The organism is Bradyrhizobium sp. BR14999, assembly GCF_056106085.1.
Genome location: NZ_CM148536.1, coordinates 6,117,723 through 6,140,663, shown reverse-complemented (window position 1 = coordinate 6,140,663; position 22,941 = coordinate 6,117,723). Strand labels below are relative to the sequence as shown.

The following is a 22,941-nucleotide window of genomic DNA, read 5'->3' as shown; positions in this document are numbered from 1 at the left end:
AAACAACTCCACCGCGCGGGACGGCCCCGTGCGCCGTCAACCCTTCAGCGGCAGAGAGCGATGTCCATTCTCGATTCGATCCAGCGTCAGATCCCGCCGATCCACAAGGAGGGCTATCCCTTCATCGGCGGCTTTGCGCTGGCAAGCCTGATCCTGTTCTGGCTGTGGTCCCCTCTGGGGTGGATCGGCACGATCCTGACCGTCTGGTGCGCGCTGTTCTTCCGCGATCCCGTCCGGGTCACGCCGGTGCGCGAGGGGCTCGTGGTGTCGCCGGCGGATGGCCGCATCTCGATGATCACCATGGCGCTGCCGCCGGCCGAGCTCGGGCTAGGCGACCGGCCGCTGCCGCGCGTCTCGGTGTTCATGAGCGTGTTCAACTGCCACGTGAATCGCGCTCCCGTAGCGGGCAGGGTGGACCGCATCGCCTACCGGCCTGGCCTGTTCATCAATGCCGAGCTGGACAAGGCGAGCGAGGACAATGAGCGCAACTCACTGGTGATCACGACACCGACCGCGCGGATCGGCGTGATCCAGATCGCCGGCCTCGTGGCCAAGCGCATCGTCTGCTTCGTCAAGGAAGGGCAGGCGATCGGTGCCGGTGAGCGCTTCGGCCTGATCCGCTTCGGCTCGCGCCTCGACGTCTATTTGCCTGTTGGCACCAAGGCGCTGGTGTCGGAAGGGCAGACCGCGATCGCCGGCGAGACGATTTTGGCCGATCTTGCCGGGGATGACCCGAGCCGCAGCTATCGCGCCAATTAACCAATAGTCGGTGCATGTGGCCCTTCCGCCGCAATGGCGGAGGGGAGCGCGGCTTGCTATATCTCGCCTTGAGGTGAGGACGAGCCATGACGCCCTACGATTTGAGAGATCCTGACACGCGCCGGCGGCGGTTCCGTCCGATTCCGGTGCGGATGCTGGTGCCCAACGTCATCACGCTGCTGGCGATCTGCGCCGGCCTGACCTCGATCCGGCTGTCGATCGAGGGGCGGATGTCGCTCGCCGTCTACGCCATCGTGTTCGCGGCGGCACTCGACGGCATCGACGGCCGCATCGCGCGCATGATCAAGGGCCAGTCCAAATTCGGCGCCGAGCTCGACAGCCTCGCCGATTTCGTCAATTTCGGCGTGGCGCCCGGCCTGATGCTGTATTTCTGGCAATTGCACGAGCTCGGCAATGCCGGTTGGATCGCCGCGATGGTGTTCGCGATCTCTGGCGGCCTGCGCCTGGCGCGCTTCAACGCCACCATGGACGATCCCAACAAGCCGGCCTTCGCCGCCAATTTCTTCACCGGCGTGCCGGCGCCGGCCGGCGCGATCACCGTGCTGCTGCCGATCTATGTCGCGTTCCTCGATCTCGGGCGCTGGCCGGCGGCGGTAACGGCGGCCTATACGCTTTTGATCGCGTTCCTGATGGTGTCGCGCCTGCCGGTGTTCTCCGGCAAGACCAAGCGCATGCGCGTGCCGCCGGAACTGGTGCTGCCGGCGTTCGTCGCCGTGATCGTCTTTATCGCGATCTTGATCGCCTATCCCTGGCACGTGCTGTCGATCGGCACGGTGCTTTATCTGCTCTGCCTGCCGCTCGGCTACAAATCCTACCGCGATCAGGCGCGTGCGATGGAAACCACCGCGCCGGCGGGAGGCGAGGTCCCGTCACCGCCTTCGGCACCGACGCTGGCGAATTTGTCGGAGCCGCCGCACGACGACGACCGGCCCGGCCGGCTGCACTAAGCGGCCACACGCGGATATCTGCCATGAGGCGCGCCGAGTTGGGTTGAAGCCTGATCTCGGCTATATCGCCCTGTGCCGGCGGCACCGCGCCAACAGCGGCCGCCAATGTGGGAGAGAACGCCGTGACCAATTCCGCGACCGGGCCGCTGCCCGCTTCCGTCCTCGAAGCGCTGGGCCGCTACGACACGCCGACGATCTGCAATGCCATGGAGATCGTGGCGCCGGAGCGACGGCTGATCGGCTACACCACCAAGCAGCTGGTCTGTCCGTTCCCCGATTTGCCGCCGATCGTCGGCTATGCCCGCACGGTTGCGATCCGCTCGGTGTTGAAATCCTCGCTTCCTGCCGAGGAGCAGTCCAAGCGCCGCATCGAATATTACGAATATGTCGGCACCGGTCACGGCCCGCGCATCTCGGTGATCCAGGATATCGACGGTCCTGATGTCGGCTACGGCGCGTTCTGGGGCGAGGTGCAGAGCAATGTGCACAAGGCGCTCGGCTGCCTCGGCGTGATCACCGACGGCTCGATCCGCGACATCCCGCAATGGGCCCCTGGTTTCCAGGCGCTCGCTGGCTCGATCGGTCCTTCGCATGCCTGGGTGCATGCCGAGAGCTTTGGCGGCGAGGTGCGCGTCGCCGGCATGACCGTGAAGTCGGACGATCTGATCCATGCCGACCAGCACGGCGCCATCGTGATTCCGCTCGACGTCGCGGCAAAGCTGCCCGAAGCCGCCGAGCTCTGCGGCCGCCGCGAGACGCCGATCCTGGAGATCGCGCGCAGTCCCGACTTCTCGCTGGAGAAGCTCAAGGCCGCGCTGAAGCGCTCGGCGGAGATTCACTAAACGCGTGACGAAGCGGCCTACGGCGGCGATGCCGGCCGTGGGTCGCCTTGTTCCGTCAGAAGCAGGGCGGCTTGATCCGGCTCACCGAACACTGCGGCGGCGCATCCGATCAGGGTGAAGCCGCCGGCAAGATCCCAAAGGGTGATGTTGTCCGCATTGTCCGGGAGATGAATCAAGCGCGCCGCGATCACGGCGAAGCCGGCCTCGACAAAAAGCAGGACGCTGAATGCCGGCAGAACCAGTTCCGGCTCGAGCAGGTGGAGTGCTAACACCGCGGGCAGCGCGGTGAGAAGACTGAACAACGTCAACATGGCAAATCGGCTCCTGCGATGGAGCATGCCGCACAGCCGGAGAATACCGCATGATGGCGCGTCACGGATGTGACGCAGGGCCGCAGTCGGAGGACGCGCAATGAGGATGAAGGGCAAAACGGTTCTGATCACCGGCTCGACCGACGGCGTCGGCCGCTACGTTGCGCGCCGGCTGGTTGAAGAAGGTGCGAGCGTCCTGATTCATGGCCGCGACGCGGCGCGTGCGAAGACGTTGAGCGACGAGATCGTCAAGGCCGGCGGTATCGCGCCGACTTTCTACCAGGCCGACCTGTCATCGATGTCGGGCACACGTGCGCTGGCGGAGGCCGTGATGCGTGATCACCAGCGCCTCGACGTCCTGGTCAGCAATGCCGGCATTGGCTCGCAGAATGACGGGCCGCAGCGGCAGGTCAGTGCCGACGGTCACGAGCTGCGATTTGCCGTGAACTATCTCGCTGGCTTCCTGCTCGTCCATCTGTTGCTGCCATTTTTGAAAACGGCGGCGCCGTCGCGCATCGTCAACGTCGCCTCGCTCGGCCAGCACCCGATCGATTTCGACGACGTCATGATCACCAGGGGCTACAGCGGCTCGCGCGCCTATGCGCAGAGCAAGCTCGCGCAGATCATGTTCACGATCGATCTGGCGCGGGAATTGAAGGGCACCGGCATCACCGTGAACGCGCTGCATCCCGCGACCTACATGAACACCACGATGGTGCGCGCCGGCGGCATCACGCCGATGTCTACGGTGGAGCAAGGCGGTGCGGCGATCTTGCACCTTGTCGAGGGCGACGACGTCGCTGATAGAAGCGGATTGTTTTTCAACGGCATGAACGAGGCACGCGCAAATCCGCAGGCCTACGATGCCGACGCACGCAAGCGCCTGCGCGCGCTCAGCCTGGAGCTGACGGGGCTATCGCCCTAAAGCGCGATGAGATCAGGATGAATCGTCATCGCGCTTTAGGTTATTGTATGAGCATGATCTTTTCGGAAAACCGCTGCACACTTTTCCGGATCATGCTAGCGTGGCCGGTTATGGTTAGCGAAATGTTGAGATTCCTGCCGCCGGCCGGCAATCGCAGCGCCTGCAGCACGGCGTACCCCCACTGTCCGGACTTAACCTTTACGCGGCTTTAAGGGCGGCGCTCTAGGGTTTCCGCTGCGGTTCGGGGTTGGGCCGCGCCAGCGGCCAGGACGGCCGTTGTTGCGTACGCGTTGGAGTCTCCCATGGATATCATGACGGGCGTTGGGCTCACGGCCGGCATCATCGTCATCACCGCGATGATCTTCATGGGTGGCGATCTCCACATGTTCATCTCCGAACATGCCATGATCATCATCTTCGGCGGCTCGATCTCCGCCACCATGATCCGCTTCCCGCTCTCGGCGCTCCTGCACGGCCTTCCGCTCGGCGCGAAGTTCGCCTTCACCATGAGCCGGCTGTCGGCCCACGACCTCGTCGACGAGCTCGCCCGCATCGCCGAGATTGCCCGCAAGCAGGGCCCGGTGGGTCTCGAAAAGGTCGAGACCGACGAACCCTTCCTCGCCAAGGGCATCCGCTACGTCGCCGACGGCTATGACCTCGACTTCATCCGCGACAATCTCGAGCGCGACCGCGACAACTTCCTGATGCATCTGGACGAGGGCAGCAAGATCTACCGTGCCATCGGCGACTGTGCCCCGGCCTTCGGCATGATCGGCACGCTGATCGGCATGGTGCAGATGTTCGCCAACATGACCGATCCCTCCAAGCTCGGCCCGTTCATGGCGACCGCGCTGCTCGCCACGCTCTACGGCGCGCTGGTTGCGAACCTGTTCTGTCTGCCGATCGCCGACAAGCTGCACGGCAAGCTGCTGGATGAAGAGACCAACCGCACCCTCATCATCGACGGCATCCTGATGATCCGCGACTCCAAGAGCCCGACCCTGGTGCGTGAAATGCTGCTGGCCTATCTGCCGGAGAAGCATCGTCACGCCGAGGGTGAGCCGGTGCCGGCCTGATCGCGCGCATCCGGATTTAGGCCATGGCCAAGAAGAAACGCGGCGATGCCCACGGCGGCGGTCACGGCTGGTTCGTGACCTTCGCCGACTTGATGGGCCTGATGATGAGCTTCTTCGTGATGCTCGTCGCCTTCTCGACCCAGGATGCCAACAAGCTGAAGATCGTCGCCGGATCGATGCGCGACGCCTTCGGCGTGCAGAGCGAGGCGCGCTATGCCGGCATCGTCGAGTCCGACGGTCTGCCGACCCGCCCGCGGCTGAAGAACGTCGACCACATCCAGCCCGAGGATGCCTCCAACACGCCGACGCCCGACCAGGAGGACCGCGACCGCACCTCGGGCGCGAAGATCAAGGTCGACCGCAATTTCGCGCTCGCTGCGGCCTCGCTGCGCCAGGCGTTGCAGGACATGCCGGAACTGACCGAGATGTCCAAGCACATCATGTTCGAGGAGACCAAGCAGGGCCTCAATCTGGAGATCGTCGACCAGGACGGCCGCTCGATGTTCGCCGACGGCTCCAAGGTGCCGTATGACCGCACCCGCCGCCTGGTCGAAAAGCTCGCTGTCCCGCTCAAGGCGACGCCGCTGCGCGTCTCCATCGCCGGCCACACCGCGGCGGGTTTCGTGCCGGTCCGCAGCGACTACGGCGCCTTCGATCTGTCGGCCGACCGCGCCAATGCCGTGCGCCAGATCCTCGAACGCGAGGGACTGCCGCCGTCGCACATCTTCGCTGTTTCCGGCAAGGCGGACACCCAGCCGCTGTTTCCGGACGATCCCTCGCTCGCAGCCAACCGGCGGGTGACCATCACCTTGATGCGCGAAGATCCGCCGCTGCCGCCGAATCTGAAGCCGTAGGTCTCTTGCGTTACCATCTTACCTGAGGCATGTCGTCGCGCAGGTGACGGCGTGGCCGCGCCGTCACAGCATCCGCCTCGGCGCCTGCTAACCTGCTAAGGTGGGGTGCCGATTGACAGGCGCGCCGGAAGCGTCAAAAGGCGCCGGATCAAATTCAGGGACGAAGCGTTTTCCACCCTCATGACGGCGAGCATCACATCGACTGAGACCCAGGAAGGGCCGGTCACCGCGGGCTTTTGGTCCCTCACGCTCGGGAGCATCGGCGTCGTCTTCGGCGACATCGGCACCTCGCCGCTCTACGCATTCCACGAGGCCGTCAGGGGCGCGGCGCATGGCGAGCCGGTCTCACGGGTCATGGTGCTCGGCGTACTCTCGCTGATCCTGTGGGCGCTCCTGATTGTCGTCACTGCCAAATATGTCCTGCTGCTGCTGCGCGCCGACAACAACGGGGAGGGCGGCACGCTCTCGCTGATGGCGCTCGGCCAGCGCGCGCTAGGGTGGCGGAGCTGGTTCCTGCTCGCGCTCGGCGTGGTCGGCGCCTCCATGTTCATCGGCGATTCCATGATCACGCCGGCGATTTCGGTGCTGTCGGCGGTCGAAGGCCTCAAGCTCGCAACCCCCGCGTTCGAGCACTATGTCGTGCCGCTCACCGTTCTCATCCTGGCGCTGCTGTTCGCGGTCCAGAGCAAGGGGACGGCGCTGGTGGCCTCCGCCTTCGGGCCGGTGATGGTGGTCTGGTTCACCTGCCTTGCGGTGATGGGCGCCGTCCACATCGCCGACGATCCCTCGGTGCTTGCGGCGATCAATCCCTACTACGCGCTACAATTCCTGCTGTCGCACGGCACGATTGGCCTTGTGACCCTCGGCGCCGTGTTCCTGGCGGTGACCGGCGGCGAGGCGCTCTATGCCGATCTCGGTCATTTCGGCCGCAAGCCGATCCAGTCGGCCTGGATGTTCTTCGTGCTGCCCGCGCTCTTGATCAACTATTTCGGGCAGGGCGCGTTGGTGCTGTCCGATCCCAGCGCGATCGAGCATTCCTTCTACCGCATGGTGCCTGAAGGTCTGGTGCTGCCGCTGGTCGGGCTTGCGACCGCCGCCACGGTGATCGCGAGCCAGGCGGTGATTACCGGCGCCTATTCGCTGGTCTATCAGGCGGTGCAGCTTGGCCTGCTGCCACGCTTCGAGGTGCGCTACACCTCCGAGACTCACGCTGGCCAGATCTATCTGCCGCGCGTGAACCGGTTGCTGCTGATCGGCGTGATGCTGCTGGTGCTGCTGTTCCACACCCCCAGCAATCTGGCTTCGGCCTATGGCATCGCGGTCTCCACCACCATGGTCGCCGACGGCATCATGGGCTTCGTCGTGATCTGGAAATTGTGGAACTGGCGCGCCGCCACCGCCGCTGCCGTCATCGTGCCCTTCGTCGTCGTCGATATGAGCTTCTTCAGCGCCAACCTGCTCAAGCTGCTCGAAGGCGCCTGGGTGCCGCTGCTGTTCGGCGTGCTCATGGCGGGGACGATCTGGACCTGGCGGCGCGGCTCGGGAATCCTGATCCAGAAGACGCGCCGGATCGAGGTGCCGCTGGACGATCTGATCCGGAGCCTGGAGAAGCGGCCGCCGCACATCGTCAAGGGCACCGCGGTGTTCCTGACCAGCGATCCCTCGTTCGTCCCGACCGCGCTGCTGCACAATCTCAAGCACAATAAGGTGCTGCACGAGCACAACGTGATCCTGACCATCGAGACCGCGCATACGCCGCGGGTCGACCTGTCGGAGCGGTTCCGCATGGAGAAGATCAGCGACAAATTCTCGAAGGTCCGCCTGCGCTTCGGCTTCATGGAGCAGCCGAACGTGCCCAAGGCGCTCGCGATTGCGCGCAAGCAGGGTTGGCAGTTCGACATCATGTCGACGTCGTTCTTCGTGTCGCGGAGGTCGCTGAAGGCCTCGGCGCAATCGGGCATGCCGCTCTGGCAGGACCATCTCTTCATTGCGCTGAGCCGGTCCGCCAATGACGCTACCGACTATTTCCAGATTCCCACCGGGCGGGTGGTTGAAGTCGGCACCCAAGTCACCATTTGACCGCAATTGGCGGACCTATGCTAATTTGCATGGTAAGGGCCCAGAATCGGGCTAGGCTATGCTGGCAGCGCAGGACTATAAGCCCGCGCGCTCTTCCGCCGTTGTGCAGTGAAGCATTTTGAGGCCATCGGGCTCTCCCATGACCAGTGACGTAGCAGTTCCCGCCCCGGAGACGGCGGCGGCCAACGGGCATGGCGACGCCCACACCACAGCCGGATTCGGTGCGCTGACGCTTGGCAGCATCGGCGTCGTCTATGGCGATATCGGCACCAGCCCGCTCTACGCATTCCGCGAGGCGGTGATGGCCGCCTCAGGCGCAGACGGGTTGCCGACGCAGGCCGCCGTGCTCGGCGTGCTCTCGCTGATCCTGTGGGCGCTCATCGTCGTGGTGACACTCAAATACGTCGTGATCCTGCTCCGCGCCGACAACAATGGCGAGGGCGGCACGCTCGCACTGATGGCACTGGCCCAGCGCGCGGTCGGCACGGGCGGGGCGACCATCGTCCTGCTCGGCATCATCTCCGGCGCGCTGTTCTACGGCGATGCCGTGATCACACCGGCGCTCTCGGTTCTGTCGGCGATCGAAGGCATGAAGGACGTCACCTTGACGTTCGAGCCTTACATCGTTCCGCTGACCGTCCTTATCCTGGTTTGTCTGTTCGCCGTGCAGTCACGCGGCACGGCGCGCGTTGCGGCCTTCTTCGGGCCGATCATGTGCGTCTGGTTCGCAGTCCTCGCGGCGGCGGCGATCCATCCGATTATCCAGCAGCCGCAGGTGCTGCTCGCGTTGAACCCCCTCTACGCCGTGTCATTCATGCTGCACCATGGCATCATCGGCTTCATCACGCTGGGTGCGGTGTTTCTGGCTGTGACCGGCGCCGAGGCGCTCTATGCCGACCTTGGTCATTTCGGCAAGCGGCCGATCCAGACCGCTTGGCTGTCGATCGTGCTGCCATCGCTGGCGCTGAATTATCTGGGGCAGGGCGCTCTCGTGCTCGGCGATCCCGGCGCGATCGTGAGCCCGTTCTTCCAGCTGTTTCCGCAAGGCTTTTTCCGCGGCAGCATGGTTGTGCTGGCCACCATGGCGACGGTGATCGCGAGCCAGGCGGTGATCACCGGTGCCTATTCGCTGACGCGCCAGGCGATCCAGCTCGGGCTGCTGCCACGCTTCGAAATTCGCCATACGTCGGAAGCCCATTCCGGCCAGATCTTCATCCCGCGCATCAACCAGTTGCTGCTAGTCGCGGTGGTGCTGCTGGTGCTGCTGTTCCGCTCCTCCAGCGCGCTGGCGTCGGCCTACGGCATCTCCGTCACCGGCACCATGGTGGTCACGGCGATGATGGGCTTTGTCGTGATCTGGAAGGTCTGGCGGTGGTCGCCGGTCGCGGCCGCCGCCCTGATTGTGCCGTTCCTATTCCTCGACCTGACCTTCCTCGCCGCGAACTTGCTCAAGGTCTTCGAAGGCGGCTGGGTGCCCCTGGCGCTCGGCGCGCTCATGATCCTCCTGATGTATACGTGGCGGCGCGGCAGCCGGCTCTTGTTCGATAAGTCGCGCAAGCTCGAGTTCCCGCTCGCCGACCTCGTTGCAATGCTGGAGAAGCGACCGCCCCAGCGCGTGCCCGGCACCGCCGTGTTCCTGACCTCGGACCCGCTCAGCGCGCCGACCGCGCTGATGCATAGTCTGAAGCACTACAAGGTGCTGCACGAGAAGAACGTCATTCTCACCATCGAGACCGCGCAGACCCCGCGCATCGACCCGACCGAGCGGGTGAGGCTGGAGCAGATCTCACCGACCTTCACCAAGGTGACGCTGAAGTTCGGCTTCATGGAATCGCCCAACGTGCCCAAGGCGCTGGCGATCGCGCGCAAGCTCGGCTGGCAGTTCGACATCATGTCGACCTCGTTCTTCCTGTCGCGCAGGGCGCTGAAGCCCGCCGCGCATTCCGGCATGCCGCGCTGGCAGGACCGGCTGTTCATCTCGCTGAGCCGCTCGGCGAACGATGCCACCGACTATTTCCAGATCCCCTCAGGCCGCGTGGTCGAGGTCGGCACGCAGGTGACGATCTAGCTCCCATCGCTGTCGTCGCCCGGCCTTGTGCGCACTTGCGCACTGGACCGGGCGATCCAGTATTCCAGAGACGGTGCGGCTAGAACCGAGGAGCCGCGGCGTACTGGATTCCCCGCCTTCGCGGGGAATGACACCGAATGCGTGGCGGGAGTTGAAGCAGGAGTTTCAGGCATCTGAAACCTGCACTTCAAGTCGCTGCGATTTAGCTTTAACTTGCGCCGCGTGGCTCAAGCCTTTGTAGCGCTTGATTTTCGCGTCCCGAGAGGCGAGGTTGCCCGCCGGCCGGGGGCGCCCCGGCATATGCCTGCGACGTTGGAGGATGATGTGGCAAATCAGGTACAGGATCTGACCCCGGACGAGGTCTCCAAAGGTGTCGCGGAAGGGCGCTATCTGCTTGTCGATGTCCGTGAGCCGAACGAGGTTCAGGCCGAAGCCTATCCCTATGGCGTCGTGGTTCCGCTCTCGACCTTCGATCCCAAGGCGATCCCTGATCCCCAAGGCAAGGAGGTCGTGTTCGCCTGCCGCTCGGGCAAGCGCTCGGTGACAGCCTCGCTGGCCGCGCAGGCGGCGGGCCTGCCTTACGACAAGCATCTGGCCGGCGGCATGCTGGGCTGGAAGGCGGCCGGTCTTCCCAGCAAGGTCGGTGGCTGACCCACCCGATGTCCAAAGGCTCTTCCCTGAACAAGGTCTTCGCCGACCTTCCCGTCACCATCTTCGAGGCGATGTCGCAGGCTGCGCGCGACAATGCCGCCATCAATCTCGGCCAGGGCTTTCCCGACGATCCCGGCCCCGAGGACATCCGCCGCGCCGCGGCCGAGGCCTCGCTGAACGGCTACAACCAATACCCCTCGATGATGGGCCTGCCGGAGCTGCGCCAGGCGATCGCGACCCATTACGGCCATTGGCACGGGCTCAAGCTCGATCCGATGAGCGAGGTGATGGTGACCTCCGGCGGCACCGAGGCGCTGACCTCGGCGATTCTCGCGGTGGTCCAGCCCGGCGACGAGGTGGTCTGCTTCCAGCCGGTCTATGATTCCTATTTGCCGATCATCCGCCAGGCCGGCGGCATTCCGCGCCTCGTCCGCCTCGAGCCGCCGCATTGGCGGTTGAATGAGGACATGCTGAAAAGCGTCTTCAATTCAAAGACCAAGGCGGTGCTGTTCAACAACCCCTTGAATCCCTCGGCGGTTGTGTATCCGCGCGAGGACCTCGAGCTGCTGGCGCGCTACTGCCAGGAATTCGACGTCATCGCGATCTGCGACGAGGTCTGGGAGCACGTCACCTTCGACGAGCACAAGCACATTCCGCTGATCACCATCCCCGGCATGCGCGAGCGCACCATCAAGGTCGGCTCGGCCGGCAAGATCTTCTCGCTCACGGGTTGGAAGATCGGCTTCGTCTGCGCCGCGCCGCCGCTGTTGCGCGTTGCTGCCAAGGTGCACCAGTTCCTGACCTTCACCACCGCGCCGAACCTGCAGGCCGCCGTCGCCTACGGCCTCGGCAAATCCGACGACTACTTCCTGTCGATGCGCAAGGATTTGACGCGGAGCAGGGACCGTCTGACCAGGGGGCTGGAGAGCCTCGGCTTCCCCGTGCTGAAGTCGCAAGGCACCTACTTCCTCACCGTCGACCTGTCGCCGCTCGGACTCAACGAGAGCGACACCGAGTTCTGCTGGCGGATCGTCAGGGATTACAAGGTGGCGGCGATCCCGGTCTCGGCCTTCTACGAGCAGGACCCGGTGACATCAGTGGTCCGCTTCTGTTTTGCCAAGAAGGACGAGACCCTCGACACCGCACTGGAGCGGCTGTCGGACGCGGTGCGCGGCCGCAAGAGGTAGATTTGAGATGACAAACGTCGGCCGCTCCAGGCTTTGCCTCGGTCTTGCAATCGCCGCAGCGCTGACGTTGCTCTCCGCTCCCGCCAAGGCCGAGGAGCGGGTCGTCAACTTCTACAACTGGTCCAACTACATGGCGCCGGATGTCCTTGAGGCCTTCACCAAGGAGACAGGCATCAAGGTGGTCTACGACACCTTCGATGCCAACGAGACGCTGGAGACACGCCTGATGGCCGGCAAGTCCGGCTACGACGTCGTGGTGCCCACCGCCTATTTCCTGCAGCGCCAGATCAAGGCCAACATCTTCCAGAAGCTCGACAAGTCGAAGCTGCCGAACCTCGCCAATGCCTGGCCGATGGTGACCAAGCATCTTGCGACCTACGATCCCGGCAATGTCTACGCCGCCAACTACATGTGGGGCACGACGGGCATCGGCTACAACGTCGCCAAGGTGAAGCAGATCCTGGGACCGGACGCGAAGATCGACAGCTGGGACATCGTGTTCAAGCCAGAGAACCTGGCAAAATTCAGAGACTGCGGCGTGCACATGCTCGACTCCGCCGACGACATCTTTCCGGCGGCGCTAAACTATCTCGGGCTCGATCCGAACTCGACCAAGCAGGCCGACCTCGAGAAGGCCGCCGACGCCGTCGCCAAGGTCCGCCCGTCCGTGCGCAAGTTCCACTCCTCCGAATATCTGAGCGCGCTCGCGACTGGCGAGATCTGCTTCGTGGTCGGCTGGTCCGGCGACATCATGCAGGCTCGCGCCCGCGCTGCGGAAGCCAAGAGCGGCATCGAGATCGGCTACGCGATTCCCAAAGAGGGCGCGCAGATGTTTTTCGACAATCTTGCGATCCCCGCCGATGCCAAGAACGTCAATGAGGCCTACGAGCTGATCAACTATCTCTACCGGCCCGACGTCGCCGCCAAGAACTCGGACTTTTTGTCCTACGCCAACGGTAACCTCGCCAGCCAGAAGCTGGTCGATCCGAATATCCTGAACGACAAGAACATCTATCCGGACGAGGCGACGCTCGCAAAACTGTTCGTCATCACGGCGCGCGAGCCGGCGACCCAGCGCATCATCAATAGGCTCTGGACCAAGGTGAAGACGGGAAGGTAGATCGAAAGGCAGGTTCCAAATTCGCTATCCCGCCCGAATTGGTGTATTATCTGCCTCAGCTGAACAGACTAGGCCTTGAGCAATGACGGATCATCCTCGCATCTCGCTTGCGCCTGATGTGCTTGCCGGCAAGCCGGTGATCACCGGGACGCGCATTGCGGTGGAGTTCATCATTGGGTTGATGGCGGACGGCTGGAGCGAGGCCGACATCTTGGCCAATTACCCCGGCATTTCACGCGACGACATTCTTGCGTGCCTGGCTTACGCACGCGATTCGCTGAGTGTCGAAAGGGTTCATCCAAGCGCTGCCTGAGATGCGCTTCCTGGCCGATGAGAATTTTCCTGGTTCCGCAGTAGCCGCACTTCGTGCGTCTGGTCATGATGTCGTCTGGATCAGGACGTCTGCACCCGGCAGCAGCGACCACGAAGTGTTGGCGCAAGCGTCGAAAGAAAGACGAATCTTGCTCACCTTCGACAAGGATTTTGGGGAGCTGGCGAAAGCGTCTTCGCTTCCCTCCACATGCGGCATCGTGCTCTTGCGTGTTCCTCCGCCTGCTCCTGGGCGGATCGGCAAAGTGATCGCCGATCTGGTCTTGGGTCGTGACGATTGGGCGGGACATTTCTCGGTGATCGAGCCCGGTCGAGTCCGAATGCGACCTCTTGCCAAGTAACGTCCGCGCCTACCGCCACCTTCTATGCAACCACAGCCACTGCTCGGGATGCTCGCGCACCCAGCTTTCCACGACGCTCGTGATCGCCTGCGTCGTACCCTGGATGTCGATCTTGCCGTCGGCATCGCGGACCGGTTTGATCTCCTCGGTCAGCTCGCCGCGAAAGCGGCCACCAGGCAGGCGTATGATGCGGACGCCGTGGATCGGGCATTCGATCTGGCGCAGCAGGCGGGCCAGCATCGGGTTGGCGCGGGTCTTGCGCCCGAAGAAGGTGACCTCGACGCCGGCGGTGAGGTACTGGTCGATCAGCATGGCGACGTGCTTGCCGTCCTTCAGCGCCTGCGCAAGGCGAAGCGGCGCGTCGCGCCCCGCAGGGATCAGCGTGCCCATGTTGACCTGACGCATCTCCTGGATGATGCGGTCGGCAGCGGCGATGTTCGGCCGGCGATAGAGGATCGCGGTATCCAGCCCATGCGCGACGGCGGCGAGCGCCGGCAATTCCCAGTTGGCGAGATGCGCGGCGAAGATCAGCGCAGGCTTGCCGTCGTCGCGGATCTGGTCGAACAACTCGATGCTGCGCGGCGACAATTCGATCCGGCTCTTTTCCGGGTGATCGCGGTCATAATCCCAGACATGGTCGATATGGGCGAACTCGGCGCCGACGCGGCCGAGATTGTCCCACACGCCCATCAGGATGTTTTCGATCTCTTCCGGCGACTTCTCGGGGAAGGCCGCGGTGAGGTTGGCGCGGCCGATGCGATGCTCACGCAGGCGCGGCCCGATCAGCTTTACGACGCGTGCGAAAAAATCCGAGGTCTTGACCGGATCGAAATAGCGCGTGGTGCGCAGCAGGCCGACCGTGGCGGCGCCGATCAGGCTGCCTCCGATCGATTTGGCAGCCTCCCGCGCGCGGGCTTTCGTCCTCGCAGTCAGCAGCGCCATGCGTCCGGTCAGGCCGGTTCGCGAGTCAGGATCAGCGAGGCGTTCTGGCCGCCGAAGCCGAACGAGTTCGACATCACCGCAGTGACGCGGGCATCGCGCGCCTTGTTGCCGACGACGTTGAACAGGATCGTGGGATCCGGGGTCTCGTAGTTGATCGTCGGCGGGATGCGCTGGTGCTCGAGCGTGAGCAGCGAGAAGATCGCCTCGACCGCGCCGGCAGCCGAGATCGTGTGGCCGACCATCGATTTGTTGGAGGTGACCGGAATCTTCTGCGCGAGCTCGCCGAACACCGCCGATGTCGTGTTGAACTCCATCTTGTCGTTTTCGGGTGTCGAGGTGCCGTGCGCGTTGATGTGGTCGATCTGGTCCGGCGTCATGCCGGCATCGGCCAGCGTCTTGTTCATGCAGCCGATGATCGGCTTGCCATCGGGCGAGGAGCGGGTGCGATGGAAGGAATCGGTGAGCTCGCCGCAGCCGGCGATCACGCCGAGGATCTTTGCGCCGCGCGCAGTCGCCGCCTCGTAGCTTTCGAGCACCAGCGCGCCGGCGCCTTCGGCCATCACAAAACCATCGCGGTTCTTGGAGAAGGGGCGGGAGGCCGCCTGCGGCGGATCGTTCTGGGTCGACAGCGCCGAAAGCAGCGAGAAGCGCACCAGCGCTTCCGGGTTCACGGTGCCGTCGGTCGCGACGCACAGCGCGGCGTCTGTCTCGCCGCGGCGGATCGCCTCGACGCCGAGCTGGATCGAGGTCGCGCCCGAGGCGCAGGCCGTCGACAGCGAGATCGGCGAGCCCTTGGTGCCGAACGTCTCGGCGAGATGCGCGGCGACAGAGCCGAACATGAAGCGATGATGGTAGGCGCTGTACTTGCCGCCGCCGGAAATGCGCAGCAGATCGTCATAGGTGATGTCGAGCTGGCCGACGGCGCGACCGAGTTCGCGACGCTGCGGCCATTCGACCTCGACCGGTGCAACCGCGAGGAAGAGGGGACCAGGGAAATCCGCCTTGGCGCCGATGCCGGCCTGCTCGAGCGCTTCCTCCGTCACCAGCTCGGCCATCCGCTCCGAGAGCGCGGTGGAGGAGAACGGATCGACGCTGACGAAATCCACCGTACCGGCCATCGTGGTCCTGAGGCCGTCGATCGGAAAGCGCGTGATGGTGCGAATACCGGATTCGCCGGCGACCAGCTTCGCCCAATTGTCGGCCTTGCCGGCGCCGAGCGAGGTCATGATGCCCATGCCGGTGACGACGACGACGGGACGCCCGAATTTGTCGCGTGGTGCAGTCATGTCGATCCCCGATTCAGCTAGCTCACTGCCTCGACCAGCGCCATGCCTTCGCCGCGCCAGTGTCCGGCCCCTACCACCACGATCTGGGTGGGTGCGCCCTGCATTTCAATCTCGGTCCCCGTCGAATCATTCGGCGGGAACAGCGCGCCGCGCGAGATCGACAGTGCGGCGAGGGCAATGCCGAGCGGGAATTGCGTTTCCATGGTGTGGCCGAACATCGTGCCGGTCGAGCGCACCGGGAGATCGGCATGGCTCTTCAGGAAGCTGCGCTCTTCCGAGGTCGCGGGCTCGGCGCCGGTCGCGCCCGATATGATCGCGCCCTTGCCCGCGCGCTTGGGCAGCTTTTCCCAAAGCTTCTCCAGCGTCGCAGTCATGTCGCCACCCTGCTTGCGCCGGGCGAGGTCGGCAACGACGCTCGACAGCTTCGCGAACGGCTTGGCGCCGCGCGCCTCTGCATGCGCCCGCGATTCCAGCACCAGGAAGGCGCCGGCCGAACCGAGCGCGAAGCCGGGATGGTCCTTGCGCGCCCACACCGGAGCGAACTTGTCCTTCAGGTTGAAGTCGCCGAATTCGTAGAGGACCAGCAGGTCCTTGCGCTCGCCATTGTGCGAGCCGCCGACCAGCGCGATGTCGCTCTCGCCCGAGGCAATGCGCGCGAGCGCAATGCGGGCGGCGTCGGCGCCGGCGACCTCTTCACCCATGAAGGTGCGCGAGGTGCCGCCGAGACCATGGACGATGGCGATGTTGCCGGCGAGTAGGTTGGAAAGCTGGGCCAGGAACAGGGTGGGGCGCAGATCGCTCATCAGCCGCTCGTTGAGGAAGCCGGGCGCGTTGGCGCCCTTGGCCTCGGCCGTGAGCACGCCGGTGTCGACGTTGAGGTCGCGCTCGCCGCCGCCGGCGGCGATCACCATGTCGATCTTCGACAGGATGTCCTTGTTGCCCTTGATCCCGGCGGAATCGAGCGCAAGGCCCGCGGCATAGGTGCCGATACGCTGCCAGGCTTCCATCTGGCGCTGGTCGCCCTTCTTCGGAATCTGGCTGTCGAAAGAGACCGGCATCAAGGGATGCACGATGTAGGGCGCAAAGCCCTTCTCGTCGACATTGATGCGCTTCTCCTGGAGCGCGGCCCAGTTGGCGTCGAGCCCTTCGCCGAGCGAGGTGGCAAGGCCAATGCCGGTGATCCAGACTTCCGTCTGGGCGGGCTTCGAAGCAGTCTCAGTCATGGCGATACAGTCTGTTGCGGAAAGCCGATGCGCTTGGCGAACGCGTCCATGTAGCCGCGCATATCCGCATTGGGGAAGGGGATCAGTGTGAAGGTGAGTGCCGAGTTTGCGCGCAGCTTGCCGCCGACCCTGATCTTGGCTTCGGTCATGGCATAGCCCGAGCCTTCATGGGTAAGGCTCGCTTCGATGCTCATGAGATCGCCCGGGTAGACCGAACCGCGGACCTTGGCCTCCTTCACGGCGGCCAGGATCGGCATGCGCTCGAACTTGAACACGCCGAGCTGAAGCCAGCCGGAGGCTTGCGCCATCGATTCGATCAGGAGCACGCCGGGCATCAAGGGATAACCTGGGAAGTGCCCCTCGAAGACGGTGCTCTCCTTCGGGACTTGGGCCTCGACGACGATCGTCTTTTCGTCGACCTTGAGGTCGACGATACGATCGATCATGTGGAAGTATTCGAGTTGCATGGCCGCGCGCTTAGGCGCTCGCGCCCTTGGCCGCGACGAGCTCGTCGATCCGCGCGCACAGGTTCTTCAGCACGAAATACTGCTCAGTGGTCGCCTTGCCGTCGTTGACCTCCTGGGTCCACTTTTCCAGCGGCAGCTTGATGCCGAACTGCTTGTCGATTGCGAAGGCGATATCAAGGAAATCGAGGCTGTCGATGCCGAGATCATCGATGGCATGACTATCCGGCGTGATCGTGTCGCGCGGGATGTCGCAGGTTTCAGCGATGATCGTGGCGACCTGATCGAATGTGGAAGACATCACTAAGCCTTTGATATATTGCATGTATTTGTCAGATTTCCAGAGTGGCGCGGTGGGTGGGCATCGCGCCCCTGATGACGCCCTCAAACCCCCCTCTGGCCGGGTCGAAAGCCCGTATATCGGAGCGCCGCCCTGAGTTCAATGGAGCCGGGCCGGCGAGCAGACCAGGGCTGGGGATGCCCGCCATAGCCCGTCCGCCGGGGCTAAATATGCGGCGTCGTGATCTTGACGCAGTCGCGGCGGCCCATCAGCACGCAATCCTGGGTCCGGCGCAGGTCCGCGATGCTCACGGCGAGCCAGATTCCGATCGCGGTCAGCGCGATGGTGAAGGCGAGCGCCGCGATATTGGCGAGCATGCGGTGGCGGAAATCGTCCGGTTCGGTGCGAGGCTGCTCGTAGCGCGTCAGGTCGAGTGGCTCGGGTGCGCGCAATTGCTGCACGGTGCCGTTGCCCCGGCGAACCACCGGGGAAGGCGAGGTGCGCGGCCTGAACTGGAGCACCCGGTGCTCGTCATCAGAGCTTATGGGCCGCTGGGTTGTCATGGGGCGGGGATCACTCCGAAGCAGCGATTTTTAGATAGCACACGCGACGAACCTGTTGCAGAAAATCTTCTCAACGCGTAGCTGCATTTCCTGTTCGCACTATTCTGCATAGGCGCTGTCAAACAGCCGGCCGCGACGCGGTCAGGAATGCGCGGATTGCGTTGCAACAACGGCTGGGAAGCTCGCGCCGGCATTTCCCGTCCACATCGGCTTGTGATCTCGGCCTGCAGCCCAACGCATTTTGCCTCCCCTCGGACCATGGCATAGTCCAGGGAACCTGTTTCCACCAATTGCAAGGGACCGTTCGACCATGACCAATACGCGCGAGCCGAGAGTGCATCCGGTCCCGATCCTGTCGCTTCGGCCGACGCAGATGACGGTCGGCATGCGAGAGGTCAAGGAGAAGCGCAAGCGCTGGCGCCAGCGCGACAGCAACAAGCAGGCCGACCTGCTCGGCAAGCACATGATCCCCGTCGTCTACGGTCCGGACCTGCGCTATTACGTGATCGACCATCATCATCTCGGCCGCGCGCTGCATGACGAGGGCGTCAAGGACGTGCTGGTGACCATCGTTGGCGACCTCAGAATGGTCGAGCGCGAGGCCTTCTGGGGCGTCATGGACAACAAGCGCTGGGTCTATCCCTATGACGCCAAGGGCGAAAGGCGGCCGTTCCGCGACCTGCCGAAATCGGTGGCCGACCTCAAGGATGACCCCTTCCGCAGCCTCGCCGGCGAGCTCCGCCGCATCGGCGGCTTCGCCAAGGATACGACGCCGTTCTCCGAATTCCTGTGGGCCGACTATCTGCGCCGAAAACTCTCGCGCAAGGTGATCGATGCCGATTTCGACAAGGCGCTCGAGAAGGCCCTGTCCTCGGCGAGAAGCAAGGATGCGATCTATCTGCCCGGCTGGTGTGGGCCGGCGGACGATGATTAGGGGCGCATCTGTACCGCATGCGGTACCGCAATCCGGACCTCATCACAGCCTCTTGAGCGAAATCATTTTCCGCCCGCATGAAGCGCTCCTGAAACAGAGCCGTCCCATCCTTTGGGGTGATCGGGCTCACACAGGAGGCAGGAATGCGCCGTCTGTTTTTCGCTGTTGCCTTGCTCGCCCTCGCGTCAGCAGGGGTTTCGGCCTCGTTTGCCGCAGTTCACCACGCCAAGACATTGACGTTCGCCGAGCGCTTTGCTCCGGCACTCGAGTTGATGGCAAAGCACTAGCGGCATAGCGCTTCGCAGCCGCACGCAACGCATCGGTCGCGCGATCACTTCGGGCCTCGCGCGCCGGTGAGCCGCATCCGCGGGTTCTCAGGTCCTGCGTCCTGATGGCGCGCGGGTCCTTGATATGTCGCAAATCCTGTCTGGCGCAGGCCGCTAGGGTCACGATGCATGAGGGGCGAACACGCATTGTGTCCAATGCGGAAGGCTAGTGGGCTCCGGATCATGCCGACCCGGAGACGCGGCGATGAGCCTGATCCTTCGCATTCTGTTTGTTCTGGCCGGAGCCATCACCGCGCTGTTCGTCGCGCGGGATGCGCTGAACTTCACCATCATCCAGACCTTCGTCGCCATCCTGCTCGTGACCGCCGTCCTGCTCGCCGGGAGTCTCTGGAGCCTGCGGCGCAAGACCTGAGCGGCGCGGAGAGTGCGAGGTTAGCCGGAGCCGCCTAAGCGCTGCGTTCAGGCCCCTGCTCTGAGGCCGCTTCGTGCGACTCGTCCTTGCCACCGAGGATCCGGTGCAGCCAGCTCTCGACGGGGCGGCCGACCGTCAGCAGAACGAAGGCGAGCGCCAGCGCGGCTGCGACGATCTTCCATTGTCCGGCGCCGCAGATAATGCCGAGGCAGGCGGCAAGGAACGTACAGGCCGCACTGGTCAGGCCGCTCACGCGAAAACCTTTGCTCTCGTGGACAATGACGCCGGCACCGAGGAAGCCGATCCCCGTCAGGATGCCCTGGATCACCCGACTTGCCGCATCGTTGATGCTGCCGGGCTCGGCGAACTCGACGGCGAGCAGCACGACGGCCGCGGTGGAGAGCCCGACGATGCCGAGCGTCTTCAGCCCGATCGGCTTGCCCTGCAGATCGCGGTTCAGGCCGATCGCGCCGCCGGCGAGCGTGGCGCTGCCGAGACGCAGCAGGATTTCGGGCCAGTCGAGTTCGGTCATAGCCGGTCGATCACTTCTTCGGCAGTCGTCCCCGTTCGGTCGCATGCCCGTGAAATTCGCCAGCCGGGTCGACAGCGCGGCTTGGTCCGGCAAACATAATCGATGCGGGCGGCCGTCTCAACGTGCCACATCCTGGCTGTCATCGCTCGATTTAATCGGGCGATCCAGTATTCCAGAGGCGGGTGTGATTGAACCGAGAAGCTGCGGCGTACGGGATGCCCCGCCTGCCGCCTACGCTAAAGCTTCGGCGCCCCTAGACCACAACCTCGGCGAAGCCTTGGCGTAGCCGGGTCGCGGGGCATGGCAGTGTGCTTGAAGCGCGAGCGCGGCCTTACCGCAACGGCTTCTTCAGCAGCGAGAAGCGGTCGGGATCGAGCCCCATCGAGGGTTGCAGCATCGGGGCCTCGAGGCTGGACATCGTCTTGGCAGGCGGTGCCGCGAAAACCGGATCGTTCGGAACGTCGCGCTGCGAGGTGGCGCCGCGCCAGCGTTCGAGCACGGCGCTGACGAAATGCATGTCGTGACCGGAGGTGACCGAGGGCACGCTGCTGATGGTGGCTTCGCCGCGCGGCAATTGGTGCGGCGGCACCTCCTTGAAACGCAGCCGCGTCGGCAGCGCGACGCCTTCGCCGAACGCCAGCACCTCGCGGGTGCCGAGCGAGGGCACGAAGGACAGGAGGTTCGCGGCCGCGTCTGACACGGCGGCGCGCAGCAGCGCCTGGTCGCGATCGTTGGCAAGACGCATCGTGAACAGCGTATTGCACTGGGAGATGATGGTGGCGTCGAGCTCTGCGGGGCGCTGCGTGATGAGGCCGAGATAGACGCCGTATTTGCGCCCCTCCTTGGCGATGCGCGACACCGCCTTGCGGGTCGGGCCGAAGCCGATGTTGCGGTCGGCGGAGGCGTAGCGATGCGCTTCCTCGCAGACGAACAGCAGCGGCGAGACGCCGTCGCTCCACAGGCCGAAGTCGAAGGCCATACGGCACAGCACCGAGACGACGGAATCGATCACCTCGGCCGGGAAGCCGGCGAGCTGCATCACCGTCATCGGCTTGCCGTTAGCCGGCAGGCGGAACAGATGGCTGATCACCTCCGCCATGGTGTCACCGCCGACATTGGCGTTGTCGAACATGAAGGCGTAGCGCGGGTCGTTGCGGACGGCCTCAATGCGCGAGATCAGCTTGTGATAGATGATGCGCGAGGAGCGGTTCTCGAGCTTGCCCATGCGTTCGTCGATCAGCGACAGCAGGTCGACCAGGCGATAGGGCACCGGCGTGTCGACGGTGTAGCCGATCTGCTTGGGATCGATGCGCTTGAGACCGATGCGGTCGGCGTTCTGGTACTGGGTGTAGACGCCCTTGGCGAGCGGGATCACCTCGGCGAGGATGTCGAGCTCCTCGGGCACGCCGGCGCGGCCGCCGAACAGCACGTCGACGATTTCCTCGAAGTTGAACAGCCAGAACGGCAGCTTCAGGTTTCGTGGGTTGAGCACCAGCGCGCGATCGCCGAAGCAGCGGCCATATTCGTTGTGCACGTCGAGCAGGAAGATGCGCAGGTTCGGGCGCGCCTTCAGGATCTCGTTGAGCAGGAGCGAGACGCCGGTCGATTTGCCGACGCCGGTCGATCCCAGCACCGCGAAGTGCTTGGACAGCATTTCCTCGACGTCGACATAGGCGACGACCGAGCGGTCCTGCTGAAGGAAGCCGACATTGATCTGGTCCGACCCGGTCGGAGCATAGATCGTGCGCAGCTCCTGGCTCGTGATCAGGTCAACGGCATCGCCGATGGTCGGATAGTTGGTCACGCCGCGCTGGAATTTGGCCTTGTCGGCGGCGTTGAGGATCTCGCCGAGCAGGTCGACCGAGGCGATCGCGATGTAATTGTCGGTGCTCGACAGGTTTTCGCAGGAGACCTCGGTGATCATCGCGACGATGACCGAGCTGGCGCAGCGGATACTGACGAAACGGCCGACGGTCGCCCGAACCTCCGAGATCGGCATCCGGCCTTCCGCCAGAAGCCCGACCCGGGCGAGCGATCCGCGAACCGAAATCACGCGTCCAAAGGATGTCACGATCAATGAACCTGGCAAGAGCAAGGGATTTGATCCGGACTATGCGCGGCCGTCGCTGCACAAACGGTTAAGCCGCAGGCCCGGCCGCTTCGTTAAATCCGCCGTAATTCGGTCGGGAGCCGTGTCGCCAATACATAGTTATGGGCGGAATCGTCGGGAAAAATGCTGCAATTTCTACGTTCCGTTGGGGTGGCGCGGCGGTCTTAGGGAATATTTTACCATTCGGGCATCAGGCGCGACGCGCGGGGAACAATTGTCATCCTGCAAGTCGGGTCATCCGGTTCGGGTGACGACTTAGATTTGTTGACGAGACCTAATCATTTGTACATTAGTACAAATGGGCCGCGTCCCACAGCGCCCCCGCGCGCCGATTTGCGTCCCGCGCCCGATTGCGTGATCCGGTCCCGCGGATCGCAGCCACGCTTGATCGTAGCCA

The 22,941-nt window shown here is 64.2% G+C and carries 24 protein-coding genes and 1 pseudogene; 16 read left to right on the top strand and 9 right to left on the bottom strand.

Going from position 1 to position 22,941, the window contains the following annotated elements; genetic code table 11:
• Positions 1-45 precede the first annotated feature (45 nt).
• From ACR9YP_RS28845 to ACR9YP_RS28835, 3 genes and pseudogenes are all read left to right on the top strand, one after another.
• Positions 46-759, top strand: a pseudogene (locus tag ACR9YP_RS28845) (phosphatidylserine decarboxylase); the annotation flags it as partial.
• An 86-nt stretch (positions 760-845) separates the two neighbouring features.
• Positions 846-1,727 carry a CDP-alcohol phosphatidyltransferase family protein gene (locus tag ACR9YP_RS28840; protein ID WP_249761034.1) on the top strand — a complete coding sequence of 294 codons (882 nt, stop codon included), beginning with the start codon at positions 846-848 and terminating at the stop codon, positions 1,725-1,727.
• Positions 1,728-1,849: 122 nt separating this feature from the next.
• A complete protein-coding gene (locus ACR9YP_RS28835) occupies positions 1,850-2,569 on the top strand; it encodes an RraA family protein (protein ID WP_128934471.1) in 720 nt (239 codons plus the stop codon).
• Positions 2,570-2,586: 17 nt separating this feature from the next.
• Here ACR9YP_RS28835 and ACR9YP_RS28830 read toward each other — a convergent pair whose 3' ends face one another.
• On the bottom strand, positions 2,587-2,880 hold the full coding sequence (locus tag ACR9YP_RS28830; RefSeq protein ID WP_091888691.1) for a hypothetical protein: 294 nt from the start codon (positions 2,878-2,880) through the stop codon (positions 2,587-2,589).
• A 100-nt stretch (positions 2,881-2,980) separates the two neighbouring features.
• Here ACR9YP_RS28830 and ACR9YP_RS28825 point away from each other — a divergent pair, with 100 nt between their 5' ends.
• The 10 genes from ACR9YP_RS28825 (at position 2,981) to ACR9YP_RS28780 (ending at position 13,511) form a co-directional block, all read left to right on the top strand.
• A complete protein-coding gene (locus ACR9YP_RS28825; RefSeq protein WP_438109142.1) occupies positions 2,981-3,805 on the top strand; it encodes an SDR family NAD(P)-dependent oxidoreductase in 825 nt (274 codons plus the stop codon).
• 302 nt (positions 3,806-4,107) lie between these two features.
• The gene (locus ACR9YP_RS28820) at positions 4,108-4,881 is read left to right on the top strand and encodes a motility protein A (protein ID WP_018645542.1); all 774 of its coding nucleotides are present in this window, start codon (positions 4,108-4,110) and stop codon (positions 4,879-4,881) included.
• A gap of 23 nt (positions 4,882-4,904) precedes the next feature.
• Positions 4,905-5,735, top strand: coding sequence for an OmpA/MotB family protein (locus tag ACR9YP_RS28815; RefSeq protein WP_091888688.1), 831 nt, complete (start codon positions 4,905-4,907; stop codon positions 5,733-5,735).
• A 180-nt stretch (positions 5,736-5,915) separates the two neighbouring features.
• Entirely contained in the window at positions 5,916-7,814 is a 1,899-nt protein-coding gene (locus ACR9YP_RS28810) for a potassium transporter Kup (protein WP_474217671.1), read from the top strand.
• A 139-nt stretch (positions 7,815-7,953) separates the two neighbouring features.
• Positions 7,954-9,882: a potassium transporter Kup gene (locus ACR9YP_RS28805; RefSeq protein ID WP_438109140.1), complete on the top strand. Its 1,929-nt coding sequence runs from the start codon at positions 7,954-7,956 to the stop codon at positions 9,880-9,882.
• A gap of 324 nt (positions 9,883-10,206) precedes the next feature.
• Positions 10,207-10,533, top strand: a complete 327-nt coding sequence (locus ACR9YP_RS28800) for a rhodanese-like domain-containing protein (RefSeq protein WP_027571677.1) — start codon at positions 10,207-10,209, stop codon at positions 10,531-10,533.
• Positions 10,534-10,541: 8 nt separating this feature from the next.
• The gene (locus ACR9YP_RS28795; RefSeq protein ID WP_438109138.1) at positions 10,542-11,720 is read left to right on the top strand and encodes an aminotransferase; all 1,179 of its coding nucleotides are present in this window, start codon (positions 10,542-10,544) and stop codon (positions 11,718-11,720) included.
• A 7-nt stretch (positions 11,721-11,727) separates the two neighbouring features.
• Positions 11,728-12,840, top strand: coding sequence for a polyamine ABC transporter substrate-binding protein (locus ACR9YP_RS28790; protein ID WP_438109136.1), 1,113 nt, complete (start codon positions 11,728-11,730; stop codon positions 12,838-12,840).
• Positions 12,841-12,922: 82 nt separating this feature from the next.
• Positions 12,923-13,153: a DUF433 domain-containing protein gene (locus ACR9YP_RS28785; protein ID WP_091888676.1), complete on the top strand. Its 231-nt coding sequence runs from the start codon at positions 12,923-12,925 to the stop codon at positions 13,151-13,153.
• Positions 13,122-13,511: a DUF5615 family PIN-like protein gene (locus ACR9YP_RS28780; protein WP_244551153.1), complete on the top strand. Its 390-nt coding sequence runs from the start codon at positions 13,122-13,124 to the stop codon at positions 13,509-13,511. The genes ACR9YP_RS28785 and ACR9YP_RS28780 overlap by 32 nt, the downstream gene beginning before the upstream one ends.
• Before the next feature lie 9 nt (positions 13,512-13,520).
• Here ACR9YP_RS28780 and ACR9YP_RS28775 read toward each other — a convergent pair whose 3' ends face one another.
• From ACR9YP_RS28775 to ACR9YP_RS28750, 6 genes are all read right to left on the bottom strand, one after another.
• Positions 13,521-14,453 (bottom strand): lipid A biosynthesis lauroyl acyltransferase, encoded by a 933-nt coding sequence (locus ACR9YP_RS28775; protein WP_438109132.1) that lies wholly within the window; start codon positions 14,451-14,453, stop codon positions 13,521-13,523.
• An 8-nt stretch (positions 14,454-14,461) separates the two neighbouring features.
• Positions 14,462-15,739: a beta-ketoacyl-ACP synthase gene (locus ACR9YP_RS28770; RefSeq protein ID WP_128934463.1), complete on the bottom strand. Its 1,278-nt coding sequence runs from the start codon at positions 15,737-15,739 to the stop codon at positions 14,462-14,464.
• Between the two features lie 17 nt (positions 15,740-15,756).
• Positions 15,757-16,962 (bottom strand): beta-ketoacyl-ACP synthase, encoded by a 1,206-nt coding sequence (locus ACR9YP_RS28765; protein WP_438109130.1) that lies wholly within the window; start codon positions 16,960-16,962, stop codon positions 15,757-15,759.
• Positions 16,959-17,429 carry a 3-hydroxyacyl-ACP dehydratase FabZ family protein gene (locus ACR9YP_RS28760; protein ID WP_091888665.1) on the bottom strand — a complete coding sequence of 157 codons (471 nt, stop codon included), beginning with the start codon at positions 17,427-17,429 and terminating at the stop codon, positions 16,959-16,961. Before ACR9YP_RS28760 ends, ACR9YP_RS28765 begins: the two co-directional genes overlap by 4 nt.
• A 10-nt stretch (positions 17,430-17,439) precedes the next feature.
• Complete coding sequence (locus ACR9YP_RS28755; protein WP_007592476.1) at positions 17,440-17,727, bottom strand: acyl carrier protein; 288 nt, start codon at positions 17,725-17,727, stop codon at positions 17,440-17,442.
• A 203-nt stretch (positions 17,728-17,930) separates the two neighbouring features.
• Positions 17,931-18,269 carry a hypothetical protein gene (locus tag ACR9YP_RS28750; protein ID WP_091888663.1) on the bottom strand — a complete coding sequence of 113 codons (339 nt, stop codon included), beginning with the start codon at positions 18,267-18,269 and terminating at the stop codon, positions 17,931-17,933.
• Between the two features lie 310 nt (positions 18,270-18,579).
• Between ACR9YP_RS28750 and ACR9YP_RS28745 the strand changes: the two genes are divergently transcribed.
• The 3 genes from ACR9YP_RS28745 (at position 18,580) to ACR9YP_RS28735 (ending at position 19,902) form a co-directional block, all read left to right on the top strand.
• Positions 18,580-19,203: a ParB-like protein gene (locus ACR9YP_RS28745; RefSeq protein ID WP_091888661.1), complete on the top strand. Its 624-nt coding sequence runs from the start codon at positions 18,580-18,582 to the stop codon at positions 19,201-19,203.
• A 143-nt stretch (positions 19,204-19,346) separates the two neighbouring features.
• Positions 19,347-19,490: a hypothetical protein gene (locus ACR9YP_RS28740; protein ID WP_164934455.1), complete on the top strand. Its 144-nt coding sequence runs from the start codon at positions 19,347-19,349 to the stop codon at positions 19,488-19,490.
• A gap of 244 nt (positions 19,491-19,734) precedes the next feature.
• The gene (locus ACR9YP_RS28735; RefSeq protein ID WP_165405372.1) at positions 19,735-19,902 is read left to right on the top strand and encodes a hypothetical protein; all 168 of its coding nucleotides are present in this window, start codon (positions 19,735-19,737) and stop codon (positions 19,900-19,902) included.
• Between the two features lie 34 nt (positions 19,903-19,936).
• On the opposite strand, the gene ACR9YP_RS28730 is transcribed toward ACR9YP_RS28735, so the two are convergent.
• A complete protein-coding gene (locus ACR9YP_RS28730; RefSeq protein ID WP_474217670.1) occupies positions 19,937-20,434 on the bottom strand; it encodes an MgtC/SapB family protein in 498 nt (165 codons plus the stop codon).
• 331 nt (positions 20,435-20,765) lie between these two features.
• Complete coding sequence (locus ACR9YP_RS28725) at positions 20,766-22,505, bottom strand: ATP-binding protein (protein WP_164939471.1); 1,740 nt, start codon at positions 22,503-22,505, stop codon at positions 20,766-20,768.
• Positions 22,506-22,941: the final 436 nt, after the last annotated feature.